The sequence below is a fragment of the Mesorhizobium sp. CA6 genome (assembly GCF_020165035.1).
In the GTDB taxonomy this organism is placed as follows: Bacteria; Pseudomonadota; Alphaproteobacteria; order Rhizobiales; family Rhizobiaceae; genus Mesorhizobium.
Genome location: NZ_JAIUHI010000004.1, coordinates 345,450 through 365,512 on the forward strand (window position 1 = coordinate 345,450; position 20,063 = coordinate 365,512).

25 protein-coding genes and 1 pseudogene are annotated in these 20,063 nt (G+C 64.0%); 13 read left to right on the plus strand and 13 right to left on the minus strand.

Features of this window, described 5'->3' with window-relative positions; translation table 11 throughout:
• Nucleotides 1-47 precede the first annotated feature (47 nt).
• The 3 genes from LB526_RS08320 to groL all read left to right on the plus strand — a co-directional run bounded on the left by LB526_RS08320 (nucleotide 48) and on the right by groL (nucleotide 3,093).
• Nucleotides 48-848 (plus strand): class I SAM-dependent methyltransferase, encoded by an 801-nt coding sequence (locus LB526_RS08320; protein ID WP_224627216.1) that lies wholly within the window; start codon nucleotides 48-50, stop codon nucleotides 846-848.
• A 229-nt stretch (nucleotides 849-1,077) separates the two neighbouring features.
• The gene (gene groES / locus LB526_RS08325; protein ID WP_010915433.1) at nucleotides 1,078-1,374 is read left to right on the plus strand and encodes a co-chaperone GroES; all 297 of its coding nucleotides are present in this window, start codon (nucleotides 1,078-1,080) and stop codon (nucleotides 1,372-1,374) included.
• Nucleotides 1,375-1,437: 63 nt separating this feature from the next.
• The gene (gene groL / locus LB526_RS08330) at nucleotides 1,438-3,093 is read left to right on the plus strand and encodes a chaperonin GroEL (RefSeq protein WP_095768453.1); all 1,656 of its coding nucleotides are present in this window, start codon (nucleotides 1,438-1,440) and stop codon (nucleotides 3,091-3,093) included.
• Between the two features lie 76 nt (nucleotides 3,094-3,169).
• Here groL and LB526_RS08335 read toward each other — a convergent pair whose 3' ends face one another.
• The gene (locus LB526_RS08335) at nucleotides 3,170-3,778 is read right to left on the minus strand and encodes a TetR/AcrR family transcriptional regulator (RefSeq protein WP_224627218.1); all 609 of its coding nucleotides are present in this window, start codon (nucleotides 3,776-3,778) and stop codon (nucleotides 3,170-3,172) included.
• Between the two features lie 114 nt (nucleotides 3,779-3,892).
• On the opposite strand from LB526_RS08335, the gene LB526_RS08340 reads away from it, so the two are divergent.
• Genes LB526_RS08340 through LB526_RS08350 form a run of 3 tightly spaced genes read left to right on the plus strand, consistent with a single transcriptional unit; the run spans nucleotide 3,893 to nucleotide 5,781 of the window.
• Nucleotides 3,893-4,903 carry a zinc-dependent alcohol dehydrogenase family protein gene (locus tag LB526_RS08340; RefSeq protein WP_224627220.1) on the plus strand — a complete coding sequence of 337 codons (1,011 nt, stop codon included), beginning with the start codon at nucleotides 3,893-3,895 and terminating at the stop codon, nucleotides 4,901-4,903.
• 37 nt (nucleotides 4,904-4,940) lie between these two features.
• Nucleotides 4,941-5,375, plus strand: coding sequence for an OsmC family protein (locus tag LB526_RS08345; RefSeq protein ID WP_224627222.1), 435 nt, complete (start codon nucleotides 4,941-4,943; stop codon nucleotides 5,373-5,375).
• A gap of 19 nt (nucleotides 5,376-5,394) precedes the next feature.
• On the plus strand, nucleotides 5,395-5,781 hold the full coding sequence (locus tag LB526_RS08350) for a nuclear transport factor 2 family protein (protein ID WP_224627224.1): 387 nt from the start codon (nucleotides 5,395-5,397) through the stop codon (nucleotides 5,779-5,781).
• Here the strand turns inward: LB526_RS08350 and LB526_RS08355 are convergent.
• From LB526_RS08355 to LB526_RS08385, 7 genes are all read right to left on the minus strand, one after another.
• Nucleotides 5,778-6,176 carry a RidA family protein gene (locus tag LB526_RS08355; protein ID WP_224627226.1) on the minus strand — a complete coding sequence of 133 codons (399 nt, stop codon included), beginning with the start codon at nucleotides 6,174-6,176 and terminating at the stop codon, nucleotides 5,778-5,780. The genes LB526_RS08350 and LB526_RS08355 overlap by 4 nt on opposite strands.
• 119 nt (nucleotides 6,177-6,295) lie before the next feature.
• Nucleotides 6,296-6,907 carry a LysE family translocator gene (locus LB526_RS08360; RefSeq protein WP_224627227.1) on the minus strand — a complete coding sequence of 204 codons (612 nt, stop codon included), beginning with the start codon at nucleotides 6,905-6,907 and terminating at the stop codon, nucleotides 6,296-6,298.
• A 101-nt stretch (nucleotides 6,908-7,008) separates the two neighbouring features.
• Complete coding sequence (locus LB526_RS08365) at nucleotides 7,009-7,329, minus strand: YkgJ family cysteine cluster protein (protein WP_411967302.1); 321 nt, start codon at nucleotides 7,327-7,329, stop codon at nucleotides 7,009-7,011.
• A 62-nt stretch (nucleotides 7,330-7,391) separates the two neighbouring features.
• Entirely contained in the window at nucleotides 7,392-7,550 is a 159-nt protein-coding gene (locus LB526_RS08370) for a hypothetical protein (protein ID WP_224627230.1), read from the minus strand.
• 1 nt (nucleotide 7,551) lies between these two features.
• The gene (locus LB526_RS08375; RefSeq protein WP_318013255.1) at nucleotides 7,552-7,959 is read right to left on the minus strand and encodes a hypothetical protein; all 408 of its coding nucleotides are present in this window, start codon (nucleotides 7,957-7,959) and stop codon (nucleotides 7,552-7,554) included.
• A gap of 368 nt (nucleotides 7,960-8,327) precedes the next feature.
• Entirely contained in the window at nucleotides 8,328-9,083 is a 756-nt protein-coding gene (locus LB526_RS08380) for an SDR family NAD(P)-dependent oxidoreductase (RefSeq protein WP_224627234.1), read from the minus strand.
• Nucleotides 9,084-9,186: 103 nt separating this feature from the next.
• Nucleotides 9,187-9,846: a glutathione S-transferase family protein gene (locus LB526_RS08385; RefSeq protein ID WP_224627236.1), complete on the minus strand. Its 660-nt coding sequence runs from the start codon at nucleotides 9,844-9,846 to the stop codon at nucleotides 9,187-9,189.
• 164 nt (nucleotides 9,847-10,010) lie between these two features.
• Between LB526_RS08385 and LB526_RS08390 the strand changes: the two are divergent.
• A pseudogene (locus tag LB526_RS08390) lies at nucleotides 10,011-10,145 on the plus strand (CsbD family protein).
• A 76-nt stretch (nucleotides 10,146-10,221) separates the two neighbouring features.
• On the opposite strand, the gene LB526_RS08395 reads toward LB526_RS08390, so the two are convergent.
• Both LB526_RS08395 and LB526_RS08400 read right to left on the minus strand, forming a co-directional pair.
• Nucleotides 10,222-11,346: a metallophosphoesterase gene (locus tag LB526_RS08395; RefSeq protein ID WP_224627238.1), complete on the minus strand. Its 1,125-nt coding sequence runs from the start codon at nucleotides 11,344-11,346 to the stop codon at nucleotides 10,222-10,224.
• Between the two features lie 50 nt (nucleotides 11,347-11,396).
• Nucleotides 11,397-12,044, minus strand: coding sequence for a TetR/AcrR family transcriptional regulator (locus LB526_RS08400; RefSeq protein WP_224627240.1), 648 nt, complete (start codon nucleotides 12,042-12,044; stop codon nucleotides 11,397-11,399).
• 231 nt (nucleotides 12,045-12,275) lie between these two features.
• Here LB526_RS08400 and LB526_RS08405 point away from each other — a divergent pair, with 231 nt between their 5' ends.
• Nucleotides 12,276-13,034 carry an NIPSNAP family protein gene (locus LB526_RS08405; protein WP_224627242.1) on the plus strand — a complete coding sequence of 253 codons (759 nt, stop codon included), beginning with the start codon at nucleotides 12,276-12,278 and terminating at the stop codon, nucleotides 13,032-13,034.
• Here the strand turns inward: LB526_RS08405 and LB526_RS08410 are convergent, their stop codons facing one another.
• Both LB526_RS08410 and choX read right to left on the minus strand, forming a co-directional pair.
• Nucleotides 13,035-13,871 carry an alpha/beta fold hydrolase gene (locus tag LB526_RS08410; protein ID WP_224627244.1) on the minus strand — a complete coding sequence of 279 codons (837 nt, stop codon included), beginning with the start codon at nucleotides 13,869-13,871 and terminating at the stop codon, nucleotides 13,035-13,037.
• The gene (choX, locus tag LB526_RS08415) at nucleotides 13,868-14,806 is read right to left on the minus strand and encodes a choline ABC transporter substrate-binding protein (protein ID WP_224544672.1); all 939 of its coding nucleotides are present in this window, start codon (nucleotides 14,804-14,806) and stop codon (nucleotides 13,868-13,870) included. The genes LB526_RS08410 and choX overlap by 4 nt, the downstream gene beginning before the upstream one ends.
• Before the next feature lie 84 nt (nucleotides 14,807-14,890).
• Here choX and betI point away from each other — a divergent pair, with 84 nt between their 5' ends.
• On the plus strand, nucleotides 14,891-15,541 hold the full coding sequence (gene betI / locus LB526_RS08420; RefSeq protein WP_224627246.1) for a choline-responsive transcriptional repressor BetI: 651 nt from the start codon (nucleotides 14,891-14,893) through the stop codon (nucleotides 15,539-15,541).
• Between the two features lie 73 nt (nucleotides 15,542-15,614).
• On the opposite strand, the gene LB526_RS08425 is transcribed toward betI, so the two are convergent.
• A complete protein-coding gene (locus LB526_RS08425) occupies nucleotides 15,615-16,586 on the minus strand; it encodes a LysR family transcriptional regulator (protein ID WP_224627247.1) in 972 nt (323 codons plus the stop codon).
• Nucleotides 16,587-16,688: 102 nt separating this feature from the next.
• On the opposite strand from LB526_RS08425, the gene LB526_RS08430 reads away from it, so the two are divergent.
• The 4 genes from LB526_RS08430 to LB526_RS08445 all read left to right on the plus strand — a co-directional run bounded on the left by LB526_RS08430 (nucleotide 16,689) and on the right by LB526_RS08445 (nucleotide 20,063).
• Nucleotides 16,689-17,174, plus strand: a complete 486-nt coding sequence (locus tag LB526_RS08430) for a cupin domain-containing protein (RefSeq protein ID WP_318013252.1) — start codon at nucleotides 16,689-16,691, stop codon at nucleotides 17,172-17,174.
• A 180-nt stretch (nucleotides 17,175-17,354) separates the two neighbouring features.
• On the plus strand, nucleotides 17,355-18,752 hold the full coding sequence (gene fumC, locus LB526_RS08435) for a class II fumarate hydratase (protein WP_224601497.1): 1,398 nt from the start codon (nucleotides 17,355-17,357) through the stop codon (nucleotides 18,750-18,752).
• Nucleotides 18,753-19,083: 331 nt separating this feature from the next.
• Entirely contained in the window at nucleotides 19,084-19,500 is a 417-nt protein-coding gene (locus tag LB526_RS08440; RefSeq protein WP_224610611.1) for a DoxX family protein, read from the plus strand.
• Between the two features lie 140 nt (nucleotides 19,501-19,640).
• Entirely contained in the window at nucleotides 19,641-20,063 is a 423-nt protein-coding gene (locus LB526_RS08445) for a DoxX family protein (RefSeq protein ID WP_095768436.1), read from the plus strand.

Sequence of the window (20,063 nt, forward strand, 5' to 3'; positions counted from 1 at the left end):
CGTCCTCGATTATGCATTCGAATGCAATATCCTACGGGCGGGCTTGCATGACAGAGCATTGGAATGCAATTCGCAGACATTGGCAGTTGCTCGGGTCGCCGCTCAGGCCGCCGCCGCAAGTCGTCGAGGCTTATAACCGCGAACTTGACCTCGCTCGATCGCATGTCGTCATGCTCGGCGTGACACCCGAACTCGCCGGGCTTGGCGCGAGCACGACGGCGGTGGACGAATCCAGCGACATGATTGCCGGCATCTGGCCGGGCGACACCGATATGCGCAAGGCGGTGCAGGGCGACTGGTTCGACTTGCCGTTTCCCGGCGCGAGCATCGAAGCGCTGATCGGCGATGGCTGTCTCTCGGTCATCGGCGCCGCCGACCTCAGACGCTCACTGTTCGTGTCGATCGCGCGTGCGCTCAAATCCGACGGGCGTGCCGCCATCAGGCTTTATGCTTCCCCCGGAACTCCAGACGACCCGAAGGATGTCCGCGCCTTGGCGCTGAGCGGCGGCGTCTCGACCTTCCATGAACTCAAATGGCGCGTGGCCATGACCGCCATCGGCGGAGCGCCTGATTACACGATACCGGTGAGGGGCATCCTCGAACAATTCGACAGGATGTTTCCCGACCGCGAGGAGCTGTCGGCTCGAACCGGGTGGGAGCTGCCGACCATCGGGACCATCGACGTCTACCGGAGCTCGTCCGTAGTCTATAGCTTCGCCCCGGCGGCAGCGCTGATCAAGGAAGCCCAGACCTTCTTCGATGACGTACGGCTGGCCTCGACCGGCACATACGGGCTCGCAGAACGCTGCCCGCTGCTGGTGCTGCGTTCGCCGAAAGGCCTGGACTGACGGGCAGGATTGCTCGTCGGCGCCTCGCGACAGCCCGTGCATCTCGGCCTGGCGTTTCTCAGGAGAAAAATTTCGCGTCGTCGCCCCGTTGCGCGCGCCTTGACTCCGGCAACCCAGCGGCCTATCTCAGCGCCACGTTAGCACTCGCCTTTGGTGAGTGCTAACTTATATCCGGCGGCCTCGCCGGATGGAGGAACAGTTCTCACCGTTCTCATTCGAGGAAGAAAACATGGCAAAGTCCAAGTTCCGCCCGCTTCATGACCGCGTGGTCGTTCGCCGGGTCGAATCCGAATCCAAGACCGCCGGCGGGATCATCATCCCGGATACGGCGAAGGAGAAGCCGCAGGAAGGCGAGATCATCGCCGTCGGCTCCGGCGCCCGCGACGAAAGCGGCAAGCTCGTGCCGCTGGACGTCAAGGCCGGCGACCGCATCCTGTTCGGCAAGTGGTCGGGCACTGAAGTCAAGCTCAATGGCGAAGACCTTCTGATCATGAAGGAATCCGACATCATGGGCATCATCGGCTGATCATCGGCCTCACCTGAATCTTCATCTTCGGGCTCTTCCCGAGCCCCTGCCAGGAGCTAAAACATGGCTGCCAAAGACGTAAAATTCTCCCGCGATGCCCGTGAGCGCATGCTGCGCGGTGTCAACATCCTCGCCGACGCGGTGAAGGTCACCCTTGGCCCCAAGGGCCGCAACGTCGTCATCGACAAGTCGTTCGGCGCTCCGCGCATCACCAAGGACGGCGTCACCGTCGCCAAGGAAATCGAGCTTGAGGACAAGTTCGAGAACATGGGCGCCCAGATGGTCCGCGAAGTCGCTTCGAAGACCAACGACATCGCCGGCGACGGCACCACGACCGCAACGGTTCTGGCGCAGTCGATCGTCCAGGAAGGCCACAAGGCGGTCGCCGCCGGCATGAACCCGATGGACCTGAAGCGCGGCATCGACCTCGCCGTCACCGAAGTCGTCACGGCGCTCGGCAAGGCCGCCAAGAAGATCAAGACTTCCGAGGAAGTCGCCCAGGTCGGCACGATTTCAGCCAATGGCGACGAGTCGGTCGGCAAGATGATCGCGGAAGCGATGCAGAAGGTCGGCAACGAAGGCGTCATCACCGTCGAGGAAGCCAAGACCGCCGAGACCGAGCTGGAAGTCGTCGAAGGCATGCAGTTCGACCGCGGCTACCTGTCGCCCTACTTCGTCACCAACGCTGACAAGATGGTCGCCGATCTCGAGGACGCCTACATCCTGCTGCACGAGAAGAAGCTGTCCAACCTGCAGGCCATGCTGCCGGTCCTGGAAGCCGTCGTCCAGACCTCGAAGCCGCTGCTCATCATCTCGGAAGACGTCGAAGGCGAGGCCCTGGCCACGCTGGTCGTCAACAAGCTGCGCGGCGGCCTGAAGATCGCCGCCGTCAAGGCGCCGGGCTTCGGCGATCGCCGCAAGGCCATGCTGGAAGACATCGCCATCCTCACCGGCGGCCAGGTCATCTCGGAAGACCTCGGCATTAAGCTCGAGAATGTCGGCCTCAACATGCTCGGCCGCGCCAAGAAGGTGTCGATCTCCAAGGAGAACACCACCATCGTCGACGGCGCCGGCAAGAAGGCCGAGATCCAGGGCCGCGTCGCCCAGATCAAGCAGCAGATCGAGGAGACCACCTCGGACTACGACAAGGAGAAGCTGCAGGAACGTCTGGCGAAGCTCGCCGGCGGCGTTGCCGTGATCCGCGTCGGCGGTGCGACCGAAGTGGAAGTCAAGGAAAAGAAGGACCGCGTCGATGACGCCCTGAACGCGACCCGCGCGGCCGTCGAAGAAGGCATCGTCGCCGGCGGTGGCGTCGCGCTCCTGCGCGCTTCGGGCAACCTCAAGGCCACCGGCGCCAACTCCGACCAGGCCGCCGGCATCAACATCGTGCGTCGCGCGCTGCAGGCTCCGGCCCGCCAGATCGCGGCCAACGCCGGTGCGGAAGCCTCGATCGTCGCTGGCAAGATCCTCGACAACAAGGGCGCGACCTTCGGCTACAACGCCCAGACCGGCGAGTATGGCGACATGATCGCCATGGGCATCGTCGACCCGGTCAAGGTCGTGCGCACGGCTCTCCAGGACGCGGCCTCGGTCGCCGGCCTTCTGGTCACGACCGAAGCCATGATCGCCGAAGCTCCGAAGAAGGAGTCGGCTGGCGGCGGCATGCCTGGCGGCATGGGCGGCGGCGGCATGGGCGGCATGGGCGGCATGGACTTCTAAGAAGTCTGACCCATCACTGATACGGAAAGGGCGCCGAAAGGCGCCCTTTTTGTTTTGCATTTGGAGATCCGAGTCCTCAGGCGGCACTCTCCGCCTGCCGTGTCGCCTTGCCAGCCAGCACCGCCTGCTCGACCAGCGCAGCGACCTCGTCGGCAACCGCCTGGACCGGGGCACGGTCGCGGGTGGCGCGGGCGATCACCATCAGGCCTTCCAGCGAGGATTCGACCAGCAGGGCCAGCGCCTGAGCGCGCCGCTCCGGCACCCCTGCCCTGACGAATGCCTGGCGCAGCAGTCCGATCCACTGCTCGAAGGCCGAGCGGCAGATTTCAACCAGGTCCGGCACATCGTTCGGCGCATCGAGCACCACCGGCGCGACAGGACAGCCGAGCGAGAATTCGTTCTCCTCCAGCATGCGGGCCACCGACTGATAGATGTGGTGAACGGCAACGGCGGGATCGCTTTCCTCCAACAGCGCGGCGCCCAGCCGCTCCGTCACGTCGGCGACACTGGCGCGCGTCACCTCGACTACCAGTTGGTCCTTGCCGCCCGGGAAATGGAAATAGAGCGACCCGCGCGGTGCTGCGCTGGCGCTTAGAATGTCGTTCAGCGACGTGCCGTGATAGCCGCGCTTGCGGATGAGCAGCGCCGTCGCCTCGATCATGCGGGTGCGTGTGTCCGTCGCCACGTCGACCTCTCAAAATGTCAACCTCTGTCAGGAGCACGCATTATAGGGCTTGCCCTGAATATGACAATCGGTCTACATAATATGTAAATCGATCTACATATACCGGAGGCAAAAATGCGGACTTACCGCCTCGAGGAGTTCGGCGACATCCAGGGGCTGGTCATGCGCAAGGAAGCGCTTCCCAAGCCGGGTGCAAACCAGATCCTGGTACGAGTGCGCGCCGCCTCGCTCAACCGCCGCGACACGATGATCCTCAACGGCACCTATCCTCTGGCACCCCGCGCGGGCATCGTGCCGCTGAGCGACGGTGCCGGCGAAGTCGCGGCCGCCGGCGACGGCGTCACTCGCTTTGTCGTCGGCGACCGCGTCACCGGCAGCTATTTCGCGCGCTGGATCGACGGCCGCATCCATCCGGGCGTAATCGACCAGCTCGGCTGCACACTGGACGGCGTGCTGAGCGAATATGCGCTGCTTGACGAGCAATGGGCGGTGCGACTGCCGGACCATCTTTCCTGGCAGGAGGCTGCGACCTTCACCTGCGCCGGGCTGACCGCCTGGAGCGCGCTGACGCACGCGGAGATTCCGAAGCCGGGGCAATGGGTTCTCACCATTGGCTCAGGTGGTGTTGCGTTGTTTGCCTTGCAGTTCGCCAAGCTCATGGGCTGCCGTGTGGCCGCTGTCACCTCGCGGGCGGAGAAGACCGACAGGCTGCGGGCGCTCGGCGCCGACCTCGTCGTCGCGGCAGCCGAGACACCGGAATGGGGCATGAAGCTGCGCGAGGCGACCGGCGGCATCGACCTGGTCATCGAAACCGGCGGCCCGGCGACTTTTGCGCATTCGCTGATCGCCAGCACGCTTCACGGGCGCATCGTGCTGCTCACCGTGCAGGACCGCAACGGCAAGTCGGTCGAAATTCCGGGCGCCGTCTATCAGCGCAGCCTCGTTACCATCGCCCGTCTCTTTGTCGGCAGCCGCAACGGGCTCGAGGCGATGCTTGCCGCGGTCGCCACGCACCGGCTGAGACCGATCATCGACAAGGTCTTCCCCTTCGCCGAGGCGCGCGAGGCTTACCGCCATTTCCAGCTGGGCGACGTCTTCGGCAAGGTCGTCATCGACGGCGCGTGACCATCATGCTTTCCCGCAAACAGAAAGGAGATCAGCCATGACAATCCGCGAAGCCTCGGCCCAATGGCAAGGAACGCTCAAGGAAGGATCCGGCCGGCTGCGGCTGGGCAGCGGCGTTTTCGAAGGCGCTTATTCCTTCCCGTCGCGCTTCGAGAACGGCCCAGGCACCAATCCGGAAGAGCTGATTGCGGCCGCCCATGCCGGCTGCTTTTCGATGGCGCTTACCGCCGTTCTCGGCGCCGAAGGCCACACGGCCGAGAGCATCCACACCATCGCCAAGGTGCATCTCGGCGCGACCACGGCCGGGCCGACGATCACCCGCATCGAGCTCGAAACTCAGGCGCGCATCGCCGGCATATCGGCCGACGATTTCGAGCGGCTGGCGCAAAAGGCCAAGGCGGCCTGTCTCGTCTCGCGCGCGCTGGCCGGCGTCGCCACCGTCACGCTCAAGGCGAGCCTCGTAGCTCAATGAAACGACAGGAGAAGATCAAATGACCCATGAACACATCATCGACATCGCCGCGGCCAAACGCTCCGCCGAAACGGCGGAAATCATGCGGCGCTACAACGACGTCTTCCAGCGCCACGACCCTTCGGCACTGGACGAACTGGTGGCGCAGGACTGCGTGATCGAGAACACCACGCCGGCGCCCGACGGCGCCCGCCGCACCGGCAAGGCGGCTTGCGTCGAATTGTGGTCGGCGATCGCTACCGGACCCGGTACCCGCTTCGACATCGAAGAGACGTTCGTCGCCGGCGACCGCGCCACGATCCGCTGGCGCTTCTGGGTGGCCGACGGCAGTTCGCTGCGCGGCGTCAACCTGATGCGTGTCGCCGATGGGCAAATCGTCGAGGCGATGGGCTATGTGAAAGGCTAACCGTCGACCACCGCAACCGCATCGACCTCGATCAGATATCCAGGCGACAGGCTGGCCACTCCCAACACGACGTTGGCCGGCTTGTGGTCCCCGAACAGAGCCACGCGGGCGGCATCGATGATCGGGTAATGGTCATCGAGCCGATAGTCGACAACGTAGATCATGATCTTCGCCACGTCGTTGGGACGGGCGCCTGCGGCGGCAATAGCCCGACCGAGATTGGCGAACACCTGGCGCGTTTGAGCCGTGAAATCACCTTCGCCGACAAGCTTGCCGTTCAGGTCTTCAGGTTCCTGGCCGGCGATAAATATCAACCTGGTGCCCTTCGCCACGACGACTTGGCTGTATGTGTCAGGCTTGGGCAGATCCTGGGGATTGATGCACTCAAGCGTCACTGCGACCGCCTTTCTTATTCGGATTTCCGGCCTTACTCGGATTTCTGGATCTCTCGAGCCTCATTAGCCCAAAGCTCCCCCGAGGCGACATGGGCTACGTAGAGGGCTGGCGCCAAAGGCTACCGATCGGCAAGCGCCAGCTTCGCGCCGAGCATGACGAACGCGGCGGCAAAGCTGCGGCGCATCCATGTCAGCACCTTCGGCCGCGACACGATGTGGCTGCGCACCGATGCCGCGAAGACGCCGTAGATGGCGAAGACGACGAACGTCATCAGCATGAAGACGCCGGAGAGCTCCAGCATCTTGGGCAGCGCGTGCGGCTCGGTGGTGCTGACGAATTGCGGCAGGAAGGCAAAGAAGAAGATCGACAGTTTCGGGTTCAGGATGTTGATCAGGATGCCCGAGGTGATCGTTCTGGCGGTCGAGCGCGGCGCGGCGTCCTCGTCGATGCTGAGGCCGCCTTTTTCCTTCAATGTGTTCCAGGCCATGTAGAGCAGATAGGCGACACCGAGATATTTCAGCGTCTCGAAGGCGATGGCGCTTGTGTGCAGCACTGCGGCCAGGCCGGTGATGGCGGCCGCCATATGTGGGATGATGCCAAGCGTGCAGGCGAAGGCCGCGATAATTGAGGCGCGCGCGCCGCGCGAGAGGCCGGCGCCAAGCGTGTAAATGACGCCGGTGCCGGGCGAAGCCACGATGATCAACGACGTCAACAGGAATTCAATGCTCATGGATTTCCTCCGCTGCCCTGCCCGGCGGGAAGGTACCGGGAGGCTTGCAACAGGGCAAGCGGGACACTTTTCCTCGCCCCCGCGATGCGGGGGCGAGGAAACTAGCTGACCGCCAGCCCATGCGCCGCCCTCGCCATCAGGCAGTCGCCGCCGCCGGGCATGCAGGCGCGGCAGACGTCGGGGCGCAGCTCGTAGATGCCGCAGGCCGTGTGCTTGCCCACCTCGCCGGTGAGCGCCGAGCATCGGCCGCCCTCGCAGCGCATGCCGGACTGGTCGGCCGCTACCAGCTCGGCCGGGATGCGGTCGAGCTGCTCATCCTCCTCGGTCGAAAAGCGCGGCCAGTCCGCCGAGTAGGAGCAGCAGGCGCCGCAGCTCTGACAGTCGAAGACGGCGACCGCGCCGCTGTCCTCGTCGACAGACACAGAGGACTGACCGAGCAGGCCGAGCGGCCCGGCTGTGCGACCGCCGTCCTGCGGCAAGGGCGCTACTTCTTCCTGGTCTTGCGCGCCGGCGCTTCGGCCGGCGACTTGAACAGATCGGTCGCAACCTCTGCGGGCGCATCCGGCTTTGCCGCCGGCTTGGCTGGCCTGGCCGCGGCGGGTGGAGCTGTCGGCTGGTCCTTGGCGGAGAATTTTATGGCCATGTCAGTCCTCGTCAGAAAAGCGCGATGATGGCGCATTCGGATTGCGCAAGCGGCCGATCAGCGCCGAGACCGCCGTGATGTTCATTTCCTCGGGCGACCAGTTCCTGGCGTCCTCTATGTGGTGCGGCGCCAGCTCACGATGCGTGCTGCCGCTGTAGGCGGCATCCTGATAGCTGGTGCGTTGACGGGTCTTGGCGTCTTCCCGCACATACTCAATCAGATAGTTCGGGGCTTCGGCGCGGCCGCGCACGCCAACGCGCACCTGGGCATCGCCATGCGCGCGCTTGCAGCGTTCGAGCCTTTCCAGCACTCGGCGAACATATTCGATCGGCTTGTCAAGGGTGTCGACCATATCGGCGATGGTCGCATCGGCGGCGATCGGCGTAGATGGCACGCGTTTGGAGGCCATCAGCGTGTGCCTGCCGGTTTCGGCAAAGCCTGCCCACATGATTCATTCGAGCTAGCGGTCAAAATCTTCTCCTGCCCGCAGGTTGATGCCGAAATGGCAGAGCGTCTTTCGGCCATGACCACGCACAAAGCAACATTGGCGTCGGATTAAATTGCGGACGTCCGCATCCTAGCCTTGCAGCATCCTTATCACATCGTGGCGGACGTTGGGGCTATCCGCAAAAGGGCAAAAAATTCGTCGGCTGCGGAACCAATGTCCTGGCGGGCCGTTTCCACTCAAGCCGTCAGCAATTCACGAGCAATCGAGAACGGCTGACGGCAAAAAGCGCCTCCCGCGCCATAACAAGCGCGAGAGGCGTTTTCTGTTTTTCACCGCTCCTGATCGGTCGGACGGATAAGTATCTCGTTGACATTGACCCTTGGCGGCTGGCTGACGGCATAGAAAATCGCGTTCGCAATGTCTTCCGCGGTCAGCGCTTCCATCGTGGCGAGACGGTGTTCGAGTCCGGCCTTGGATTGCACGTTGGTGATATGATCGCCGAGTTCGGTACGCACAAGGCCCGGCTCGACGACGGTGACGCGCACCTTGTCGGCATAGACCTCGCGACGCAGCGATTCCGAAAAAGCCACCACCCCGAACTTTGTCGCCGCATAGCCGCTGGCGCCGGGATTTGCGACCCGGCCGGCGACCGAGGAGACGTTGACGATGTGACCCTTTGAAGCCTTCAGGTGCGGCAGCGCCACCTTGGTGGTCGCCATCAGGCCGATAAGGTTGAGCTCGATCATCTGGCGCCAGTCGTCTAGATCGGCTTCGGCCGCAGGAGCAAGCAGCATGACGCCGGCATTGTTGACGAGGATATCGAGCCGCCCCCATTCGGATACGACCTTGTCGACCATCGCGGTGATGTCGCCGGGCTTGGCGATGTCGGCTTCAATTGCGAGCGCGACGCCATCGGCCTGTTCGATGCGCGCAACCAATGCTTCGAGGCGATCGGCACGACGGGCGGCGACCACGACTTTCGCGCCGGCCGCGGCAAGGACCACGGCGGTGGCCTCGCCGATGCCGGACGAAGCGCCGGTGACGAGCGCGACCTTGCCCGTGAGTGGTGAATTTGAGGTTGTCATGAGAAATCTCCAGGAGCCCGGCCCGCCCCTTCAAATAGGCCGCGCCGCCGGGGCTTGAAGACCCCATCAGAGCAGTCGAAGCAATTGCCGAGCCGACCCGGGCTCAATCCTGTTCGTGCGGCCCGGGCTCCGGCCAAGGCTCCCTGGCGGCTTCCGCATACCAGTGCCGCATCGCGGGCGTCGCCAAGACCGCGTCGACATAGGCGCGGGTGACGGGCGCCAGTTCGCCGCCATAGGTGTCGAAGCGCGTCACCACCGGCGCATACATGGCATCGGCCGCGGTGAAATGGCCGAACAGGAACGGCCCGCCCTCGCCATATTGCTCGCGGCACTGGCGCCAGATCGCTTCGATCCTCGCCCGCTGCGCCTCGCCCTCGGCATCGAGCGGCTTATGGGATTTCGGCCGGCGCAGGTTCATCGGCCAGCCGTAGCGGACCTCGCGGAAGCCCGAATGCATTTCCGTCGCCACCGAGCGCGCCAGTTGACGGGCACCGAGATCGGTCGGCCAGAGCCCTTTTCCCGGATAGAGATCGGCCAGATATTCAAGGATGGCAAGCGTTTCCCAGACAATCCTTCCATTGTGATTCAAGACCGGCACGAGGCCGGTCGGCGACACCTTGGCGAGGTTGGCCGCCGTCTCGGACGTGCGCAGCCGCACGAAGCCTTCCTCAAAAGGGATATCCAGGTGCTTCATCGCCACCCATGGCCGCAGCGACCACGAGGAAAAGCACTTGTTGCCGATATAAAGGGTGAATTCAGTCAAGACCGACCTCTCCTCATGCAGGTTGCGGCCAACCTAGCCGCTTCACCTTCGAGCCGAAAGTCATTGTCGCAACGCCGGCTTGCGGGACCAAAATCTCTGCGTCCGTTTGGCTGCCGGATGCGGTTCTCGCATCCGGCTCCCATCCAGACCCAGGACATGCGCGCATGGTGAACAGGGATCAGGTCGCCGGCATTGCCAAGCAAATGAAGGGTTCGGTCAAGCCGGCGGCCGGCAAGGCCACCGGCAACCGGCTAACCCAGATCTGAAGCGCTGCCGACAAGCTCGCCGGCAAGGTGTAGAAGACCTGTGGCGACGTGGATAAGGTCCGTAAGGTCTTCTGGTTTTGGTCGAAAGAGTCAGCCAGGAGGCGGCCTTTCATGTCTGGAATTGCTTGGCCAAGGCATTGGTGAAGACGATCTCGCCGTGATCGCCGACCGCCTCGCCCAATGCCACATCCATGTTGCCGGCCGTCACCCGCGCCAAGGCGAAGCCCCCTAAAAAGGCGGCCTTCGGCTTGATGATGTCGAGCCCGTCACGCTGGTAGATCATCGGCACTTCGTGCTGGTGGCCGTGGAAGACGGCAATCACATTGTAGCCCTTGATCGCGGTCACCAGCGCCTGGCGGTCGGTCTCGCCCCACCAATGCGGGCGGCCGGAGCCATCGTCATCATAGGTGCGTTTCAGCGGATCCCAGCGCTCCGTCGAGAAAGTGTCCCAGCCATAATGCTGGAACAGGACGACCGGCCGGCCGTCGCCGGCATAAGTGGCGAGGTCCTGCTTCAGCCAAGGCAGGCTGCTTGGCGCGCCATGGCCGGTATCGCCGGCGAAGCGGTGCATCTGGACGAGATGCAGGCCGCCCCAGTCCCAGGAATAGCAGTCGGTATCGACGTCGTATTCGGTAGCGGGCACCGGCGGCTTGAAGAACACGCCGGGACGATGGTTGACCTCGACATAATCGCGCAATTCGCGGCGATACCAATCGACGTGCGGGGGCGAGCCGTTCTGGTCGAGATCATGATTGCCGAGCCCGACATAGACCGGGATGTGGATCCGGTCCGGCCCGACACCTTCCTGATAGCGCTTGGAGAACTGCAGAAGCTGCGTGCCTTCGCTAGGCTCGGTGACCTGGCCGCCGCCGTCGTCTGTGATGTCGCCGCCGGTGACGAGGCCGAGCGGCGTGCCGATGCGGGTGCCGGCCGAATGCAGGCCGGTGGCAACGCCGTCGATCTCGGCCGGCCACTTCTTGTCGGCAATCGCGTTCAAGGCCGCGACGTTGCGCAGAAGTGCTGCATCGGTCTTGCCTTCCTGCAGGCAGTTGGGACTGAGCCCGTTCGCCATGCGGCAGGCATGAATATCGGCGATGAAGAGGAAAGTGGCGTCGATCGGCTGGATGCGCCTGCCGGTCTGGCCGAAGGCGACGCGAGGCAGCGCGCCGGCAGCAGCGAGACCTCCGGCGATGAAGACGCGGCGCGAAACGGTTGCTGGCGAAGAGCGATTCATCGTCACCCGATTAAACAACCTCGGACCGCCTCCCTCTGTCCTGACAGCGTTTATCGCAACAGCACCCTGCGGCGTCGTCTCATTGCCAATCCGCCCGAAGACGGATGCACGCTTTCCAGCCCCCTCAAACACTCGCGCAACACCCCCGCATCCTGCGATGTCTTGGCCATCGACATGGCGCCGGAATAAGCAGCCACCGCAAGCGCGGCGAAGCGGTCGGGATCGGTCCCACCCTCCCCGCCGTCCTGCTGGTCGGCTCGGATCTTGTCGGCGATCGCCCTCCGCCAGCCGGCGAAAATCTTGGCAAGCGCCAGGCGAAACTCGTCGTCGGCCAGCGACAGTTCATGCGCCAGATTGTTGAGCGGGCAGCCGCGGACATAGCCCTGTCGCTCTAGCTCCGCAGCCACAGCCTCGAACACGGCCCGCACGCCTTCGCGGGCCGATGACGCCGCCAGCATCGGGTCGATCCAGGTCTCCTGGACCGCCGCCGCCACTCGTTCCTCGATCACTGCGAGCGCCAGCGCCTTCTTGGTGGGGAAATGGTGGTGCAGCGCGCCGCCGGTGACGCCGGCCGCCGCCATCAGATCGCCAAGGCTCGAGGCGTGATAGCCGCGCGCCTGGAAGGCGCCTTCCGCCACGTCGAGGACGCGCCGGCGCATGCCTTCCGGATCGTTGGTGCGCTTTTTGCGCGGGGCCATGGCGATCTCTCCCCCTCTCCGCTTGTTGGAGAAGATACCTGAGCGAAGCGAAGGCGGATAAGGGAAGCCAGCGTCTCACTCCGCTGGAGCACCCCTCATCCGTCTCGGCGCTGCGCGCCGATCCACCTTCTCCCACAAGGGGAGAAGGGGAAAGCAAGATAGCAGATTGACAAAACAGGACAACCGGTCTGTTTATGAACAGGACGATCACCCTGTTTTGAGATTCTGGCCATGAACGGACCTTCCCGCCTTGCCTCGCCCGTCGTCGAGCTTCGGCAATACACGCTGAAGCCCGGACAGCGCGAAACGCTGATCGCGCTGTTCGAGCGGGAGCTCGTCGAAACGCAGGAAGCGACGGGCATGACCGTCATCGGACAGTTCCGCGATCTCGACCGCCCCGACATGTTCGTCTGGCTGCGCGGTTTTGAGGACATGGAAACGAGAAAGGACGCGCTGAGCGCCTTCTATGGCGGCCCGGTGTGGGCAGCGCATCGCGATGCCGCCAATGCGACGATGATCGATTCCGACGACGTGTTGCTGCTCAAACCGGCTTGGCGGGGCGCGGGGTTCGACCTGTCAGGGTTGCAGCGGCCGACAGCCACCGAGGCTGAAACCATGAGCAATGGGAGCCGGTTGCCCGGCTTTGTTGAGATTTCGATTCACCATTTGCGGCCAGGTGCCGAGGCCGGCTTTGCCGAACGCTTCCAGGCTGAGGCGGTTCCGCTGCTTGCGGCAAACGGCGCCCGGCTTCTCGGCGCCTTCGTCAGCGAGCATTCCGAAAACACATTTCCTCGGCTGCCCGTGCGGGCCGGCGAAAATGTCTTCATCGCCATTACCGGTTTCGACGATGGCGATGCCCACGCGGGCGATCAGGCCGCTCTCGCCGCTTCGCCGGAATGGCAAGTGGTTCGCGAAACCCTGCAAGCTGTTTCGACCAAGCCGACCGAGACGTTGCGCCTGACGCCCACGGCCCGGTCGCTGTTGCGATAGTCACGCTGCCGACAACATGCCGGCTATTGCCTCGGCGACAAAGGCCGGATCTTCCCAATGCGGGTTGTGGCCGCAATCCTGTGCCCACACCAGGCGCGATCCGGCCAGCGCCCCTGCCATCGCCCGCTGATGCGCTTCGCCAAAAAGCGGATCGCGCCCGCCTGCGATGATCAGCGTCGGGGCCTGCACGGCGCGCGCCGCGGCGGTCAGATCGGTGCCACGGACTTCTTCGAGAACGGCGCGCCAGCGCGCCGCGGGGATCGCGGACGCATCTTGCGCGAGACCGGCGAGAAAGGCCCGCGGCACGCCCGGCCGGCAGGCATGCCACCAATCATAGAAGGGATCGACCGGCGAGATCGGATCGCGCAACGCGGCGACTTCATCGATCAGTTGGTGATCCTGTTCGAAACCGGGCATCAGCGCGCTTGCCAGGATCACCAGCCCGCCGACCAGTTCCGGATGCCGTGTGGCCAGCGCGATCGACACCATGCCACCCAGTGAATGGCCGACGACGACCGGCCGGTCGAGCCGCAGGCGCCGGATCAGCCCCGCGATGTCGTCGGCGAAATCGGCGACGCCGCAGCCCTCGCCCGCCTGCGAGCCGCCGTGGCCACGCAGGTCCGGCATGATCAGCCGGCGGCCGGGAAGATGCGGCGTCAGCAGAGAAAAACTGCGGCTGGTGTCGGTGAAGCCGTGAATCAGCAGCAGCGGCGGCTCCGCACCGGCGATCTCGACATAGGCAAGGTCGAGACCGCCGATATCGACGGTCCGCTTGCGCGCGGCCCAAGACGCCTGCTCGGCCTCCTGATCCGTCAGCTCCAAGGCTGCCGGCCTCACAGTCCGAGCTTTTCCTTGACCGCGGCAAGGCCGGGCTTGCCGTCAAAGGTGGTGACGCCGGCGAGCCACGCATCGAGCCGATCCTTGTGCAGGGTGATCGACTTCAGCGCCCCATCCTCCGGCTTCATGCCGTCATTGATGAGATAGCCCATACCGACATTTTCCATGTCGATGTCGAAGGCAAGGTTCTTCAGGAACTGCGCGACGTTGGGGCATTCCTGCAGGAAACCCTTGCGCACCTGGGTGGTCACGGTGGCGGCGCCGAAATTCGGGCCGAAGAACTTGTCGCCGCCGGTCAGGTACTTGAAGTCGTACATCGTGTTCATCGGGTGCGGCGCCCAACCCTGGAAGACGATGAACTGCTTCTCCTTGATCTCGTAGCCGACCTCCGAGAGCATGCCGGCTTCGCTCGACTCCACCACTTGCCAGCCATCCAGACCATATTGCGGATCGGCAATGGCATCCATCATGAGCTGATTGGATCCGGGCTCGATGCCGTACATCTTCTTGCCGAACTTGTCGGCGAATTTATGCAGGTCCGACAGGTCCTTGACGCCGGCGTCCCAGACATAAGTCGGCACGGCGAAGGTGTATTTGGCGCCGACCAGGTTGACGCGCACATTCTCGATCGAACCGTCCTTCTTGTAGGGCTCATAATAAGTGACCATCGCAGGATCCCAGTAGCCGAGGAACAGGTCGAGGTCTTTGTTCTTCATCCCTTCATAGATGACGTTGATGCCAAGCACCTCGCTTTGCGGCTCGTAGCCGAGCGCCTGGAGCAGCACCTTGGCCACACCCGTGGTGAAGGCGAGATCGTTCCAGCCGGGTTCGGCCATGCGAACCGCTTTGCAGCCTTCGGCTTCGGCGGCGCCGGCCGCCTGGGAAGCCGCCATTAGCGCCGCGACACAGACGCCTCTCGCAAGCATGCGCAACATTCCGGTTCTCCTCTTTCGGTCCTTTTTTGACCTTGCGGTCATTTTATTGTCCCATTGGTCAATCATTGATCTGAGCGGACGAAAATGTCAACGTGGATTCGTTATGCATGGATCGGTCCGGTGAAACTCACGCGTCTCAGCGACATACGCCGCAAGGAACTGCGGCAGGCGGCCTTCGCGGTGCTGGAGCGCGAAGGCATCGCCGGCGCGACGCTGGAAAAGGTCGCGGCCCAGGCCGGCGCCTCGAAGGGCATCGTGCTGCATTATTTCCGTAACAAGCAGGAGCTTTTCGAGCACGCCATGCGCGAGGCGAACGCCGTGCTCTGTGACGCCGTCGTCGCCCGGCTTCAGCGGGCGCGAACGCCGATGGAACGGCTGGACGCCGTGATCGAGGGCAATTTCGAGGAGCATTTGTTCCTGCCGCCGCTTTGCCACGCATGGCTGTCGCTCTGCGCCGAGGTGCCGCGCGACGAGAAGCTGGCGCGCATCCAGAAGGTCATCCACGCGCGCATGCGCTCGAACCTCTTGTCCGGCCTGCGCGGCCTCGCTTCGCCCGAACTGGCCGAGGAGACCGTGCTCGGCGTCACCGCTTTGATCGACGGACTGTGGCTCAGGCTTGGCCTGCAGCCGGGCAGTGTCACGCGCGAACAGGCCGTGCGCCAGGTCAAGGATTTCGTCGCGGGCCGGCTGGGCCTGCGCCAGCCCGCGCCGGTCGAGCTAGCCTCAGCCGGATAAGGTTCATACCGACGATCGCTCCCGCGCTTGACCGTCCGCGTTGCTCAGCGCTGCACTCCCGCTCCAACGGCAGCTATACCCCCGGGAGAGCACTTGCGGTGCCGTCCCGGTCCTTGAAGCCGAGCGTTCCCACCTCATCGAGTATCTGCTCGCGGATCCAGCGATGCGGTGGCTCATCATCGCGGCGGGCGTGCCAGTACATTCTGACCGCCGGCGATGGTATCGGGATCGGCGCCCGATAGATGCCGATCGGCAGGAATTTTGCCGCCGCTACAGCGAACTGCGTTGGAACCGCAGCCAGATAAGGCCCGTTCGCCACGGCCAGCGCGACGGCCTGGAAGTGCGGCAAAGCAAGCATGACGCGACGCGCCCGGCCCATCCTGCCCAGCGCATCGTCGGTGAAGCCCGACATCGATCCATCGATGGAGCGCAGCGCATGCGGTAGCGCGCAGAACAGGTCGAGTGGCACCTCTTCGCCCTCGGCGATGCCGGCCTGGCCGAGCGCCGCATTGTCCTTCGCCGCGACAATGGCGAAGGGCGAGCCGAACAGCGCCGCGCTTGAGACCCACTCCGCGACCTCCAGCGGGCGCTCCAGCGCAAGGTCGATCCGATCGTCCTGCAACAGCTTCGAGACGTCGCCGATGGCGCTGTCGAGGAAACGGAACGATACGCCGGGCGCCACCGCCGCAATGCGCGCGGCGAAGGGCGGCATAAGAAGCATGGAGAAGAAATCCGCGCCCATGAAGGTGAAGGTCCGTTCCAGCCTTGCCGGATCGAAATCGGTCGCCGGCTGAAAGGCGCGCTCGATCTCGCGCAACGCCGCGCGCACCGGCTCCGCCAGGCTTTCGGCGCGAGGCGTCGGCACCATGTCGTTGCCGCGGCGCACGAAGAGTTGGTCGTTGAGCGCATGGCGCAGGCGGTTGAGCGCGGCGCTAACAGCCGGCTGGCTGAGGCCGATCTGCTCGCCGGCGCGCGTCACGCTCTTCTCGCGCAGCAGCGCGTCGAGCACCCTCACCAGATTGAGGTCGAGCGCGTTCAAATTCATCGCATCAATCCCCCCCATACGATCATTCGATTTCCATCACCGGCTCATCCTTGCTTAGGTCGCCGTCGAAGCCGCTTTGTCGGCACTCAACAAGGGAGAGCAATGATGACAATGATCAACACGATGATCGCAGGCAAGGAACTCCTCTGGTTCAACAACACGCTCGTTGCCATCCAGCTTTCGTCGGCCGACGGCGAGGACGGCATCTGCATCATCGAGCACCGCCAGCCCTACGGCGATTCCGCGCCGCTGCACGTGCACCGCAATGAGGACGAGGTGTTTCATATCCTCGAAGGCCGGATACGTTTTGTCGTCGACGGCCGCGAGCGGCTTGCCGGCGCCGGCGAAACGGTGCTCGCTCCGAAAGGCCTGCCGCACACTTACAAGGTCGAGTCTCTCGAAGGCGCCCATACGCTCACCGTCACGCGCGGTTCGGATTTCGAGACGATGGTGCGCAAGGCTAGTCGCCCTGCGGAGCGAGCCGAACTGCCGCCGGCGGCAGCGCCGACGCCGGAGATGATTGAGGTGTTGACGAGCCTGTGCGCCGAGAACGGCATCGATATTGTCGGGCCGCCGCTGAAGCGCTGATCTCCCGCCGGGCATCTCCCCATAAGAAGGGGGAGATTGGCCGTCACCGCCGTCTCGCCCAGAGCGAGAAGAAGAGGCCTCTCTTCAACCGATTTGCATCTTCCCCGACCGCAATCTCCGCTTGAAGCGGTTTGTGCAACGCGATACGCCCTTGCCCAAATCGACAGACGGAGACTTGCCGTGAGCGCTGAAAAGACCAGAACCGAAACCGATACGTTCGGCCCCATAGAGGTGGCGGCCGACCGCTATTGGGGCGCGCAGGCGCAGCGTTCGCTGGGCAATTTCAAGATCGGCTGGGAGAAGCAACCGGCTTCGATCGTGCGCGCACTCGGCATCGTCAAGCGCGCCGCGGCCGAAGTGAACATGGAGATGAAACGGCTCGATCCGGTCATCGGCAAAGCGATCGTCGAGGCGGCGCAGGAAGTGATCGACGGCAAGCTTAACGATCATTTCCCGCTGGTGGTTTGGCAGACGGGCTCGGGCACGCAGTCCAACATGAATGCCAACGAGGTGATCTCCAACCGGGCGATCGAGATGCTCGGCGGGGTGATGGGCTCGAAGAAGCCGGTGCATCCGAACGACCACGTCAATATGAGCCAGTCGTCCAACGACACCTATCCGACGGCCATGCATATCGCCTGCGCCGAGCGGGTCGCGCATCACTTGATCCCTGCCCTGCACCACCTGCACAAGGCGCTCGACGCCAAGGCCCGCGCCTTCAACCATATCATCAAGATCGGCCGCACCCATACTCAGGACGCCACGCCGCTGACGCTCGGCCAGGAATTTTCCGGCTATGCCGCGCAGGTCGCCTCCTCGATCAAGCGCATCGAGCTGACGCTGCCCGGCCTGCAGGAACTGGCCCAAGGCGGCACCGCCGTCGGCACGGGCCTCAACGCGCCGGTCGGCTTCGCGGAAAAGGTGGCGGACCGCATCGCCGCCATCACCGGCATCGCCTTCGTCACCGCGCCAAACAAGTTCGAGGCGCTCGCGGCACATGATTCCATGGTGTTCTCGCATGGTGCGATCAACGCGGCGGCCGCGGCGCTGTTCAAGATCGCCAACGACATCCGCCTGCTCGGCTCCGGCCCGCGGTCGGGTCTCGGCGAGCTCTCGCTGCCGGAAAACGAGCCGGGCTCCTCGATCATGCCGGGCAAGGTCAACCCGACCCAGTGCGAGGCGCTGACGCAGGTCTGCGTGCAGGTGTTCGGCAACAATGCAGCACTTGCCTTCGCCGGCAGCCAGGGCCATTTCGAGCTCAACGTCTACAACCCGCTGATGGCTTACAACTTCCTGCAGTCGGTGCAGCTGCTGGCCGATGCTTCCGTCTCCTTCACCGACAATTGCGTGGTCGGCATCGAGGCGCGCGAGGACAACATCAAGGCCGCGCTCGAGCGCTCGCTGATGCTGGTGACGGCGCTGGCGCCGACCATCGGCTACGACAACGCCGCCAAGATCGCCAAGACCGCGCACAAGAACGGCACGACCTTGCGCGAGGAGGCCTTGGCCACCGGGCTGGTCAGCGAAGCCGATTACGATCGGCTGGTGCGGCCGGAGGACATGACGCATCCGGGGTAGTTTTCGCCATCGGGGAAAGTCACGTCGTCATTCAGGGTCTCCGCGACGGAGCTTCGCTCATGCTACGCCCGAGAATGACGAAGCATTTGACGTGTCGGCGAATCTCCGAAAGCCGGCGACTGCCGCTGCCCAAACCACCGACTCGGTAGCAGAGCCATTTGGTGGCAGAACAATTTACTCCCCCGGCGCAACCTGCCGACAGGTTTTTAGCGCACTGCTGCCGATATCGGAATATATATTCTGTGAACAATGTGTCGTCACATAGGTGGCTTTGGTGAACAGTTACTGTCGTCTATCTGACGGACTATTCAACCCCGTTCGGAGAACCGCCATGTCCATCAACTCTTCCGTCGCCGGCACCGCGTCCAACAGCTCCACCACGATCCTCCTGGGCCGCATTCTGCTCGCCGTCATCTTCCTGCTTTCCGGCTTCGGCAAGCTCACCGCGATTTCCGGTACTGCCGGCTATTTCGGCGCTCTCGGCCTGCCGATGCCAACCGTAACCGCCGTCCTGGTCGGCCTGATCGAGCTGCTCGGCGGCCTTGCCATTCTCGTCGGCTTCCAGACCCGGATCGCCGCCTGGGTGCTCGCCATCTTCACGATCGCCACCGGGCTGGTCGCGCACACCGGCTGGGCCGACCAGATGCAAATGATCCAGTTCCTCAAGAACCTCGCCATCACCGGCGGCTTCATACTGCTCGCCTCCTCGGGCGCCGGCGCCTATTCGATCGACGCCAAGCGCGGCTGATCTTTTTCCTCCCATACTGAAGCAATCCTCCCAAACTGAAACGAAAGCGGTGCGGAATTTTCCGCATCGCTTTTTCGTTTTCCGGTTGTAGGCGTAGACTGCGCCGGCAGCCGGCCTGATGCCGGCAAGGGAGATGACCAATGCCCCGCAACGCATTGCTTCTCGTCTCGCGGCTCCTGCTCGCCGCGTTGTTCGTGCCCTCCGGCTTCCAGGCGCTCACCAATATCGCCGGCACGACCAGTTACTTCGCCGGCCTCGGCCTGCCGCTGCCGACCTTGGCGGCATGGGGCACAGGCCTGTTCGAGTTGATCGCCGGGTTGTTGGTCCTCGTCGGTTTCCAGACGCGGATCGTGGCGCTGCTGCTTGCCACCTTCAGCGTAGTCGCCGGTTTCATCGGCCATTACGGCCAGGGCGCGGACGACGCCACGCTGTCCTTCATGCACCAGCAGATGCTGATGAAGGACATCGCCATTGCCGGCGGCTTTCTGGCGCTGGCCATGGCCGGCGCCGGCGCATGGTCGGCGGACGGGCGTGGCTTCGGAATCGGCGCCGACGTCAGCTGA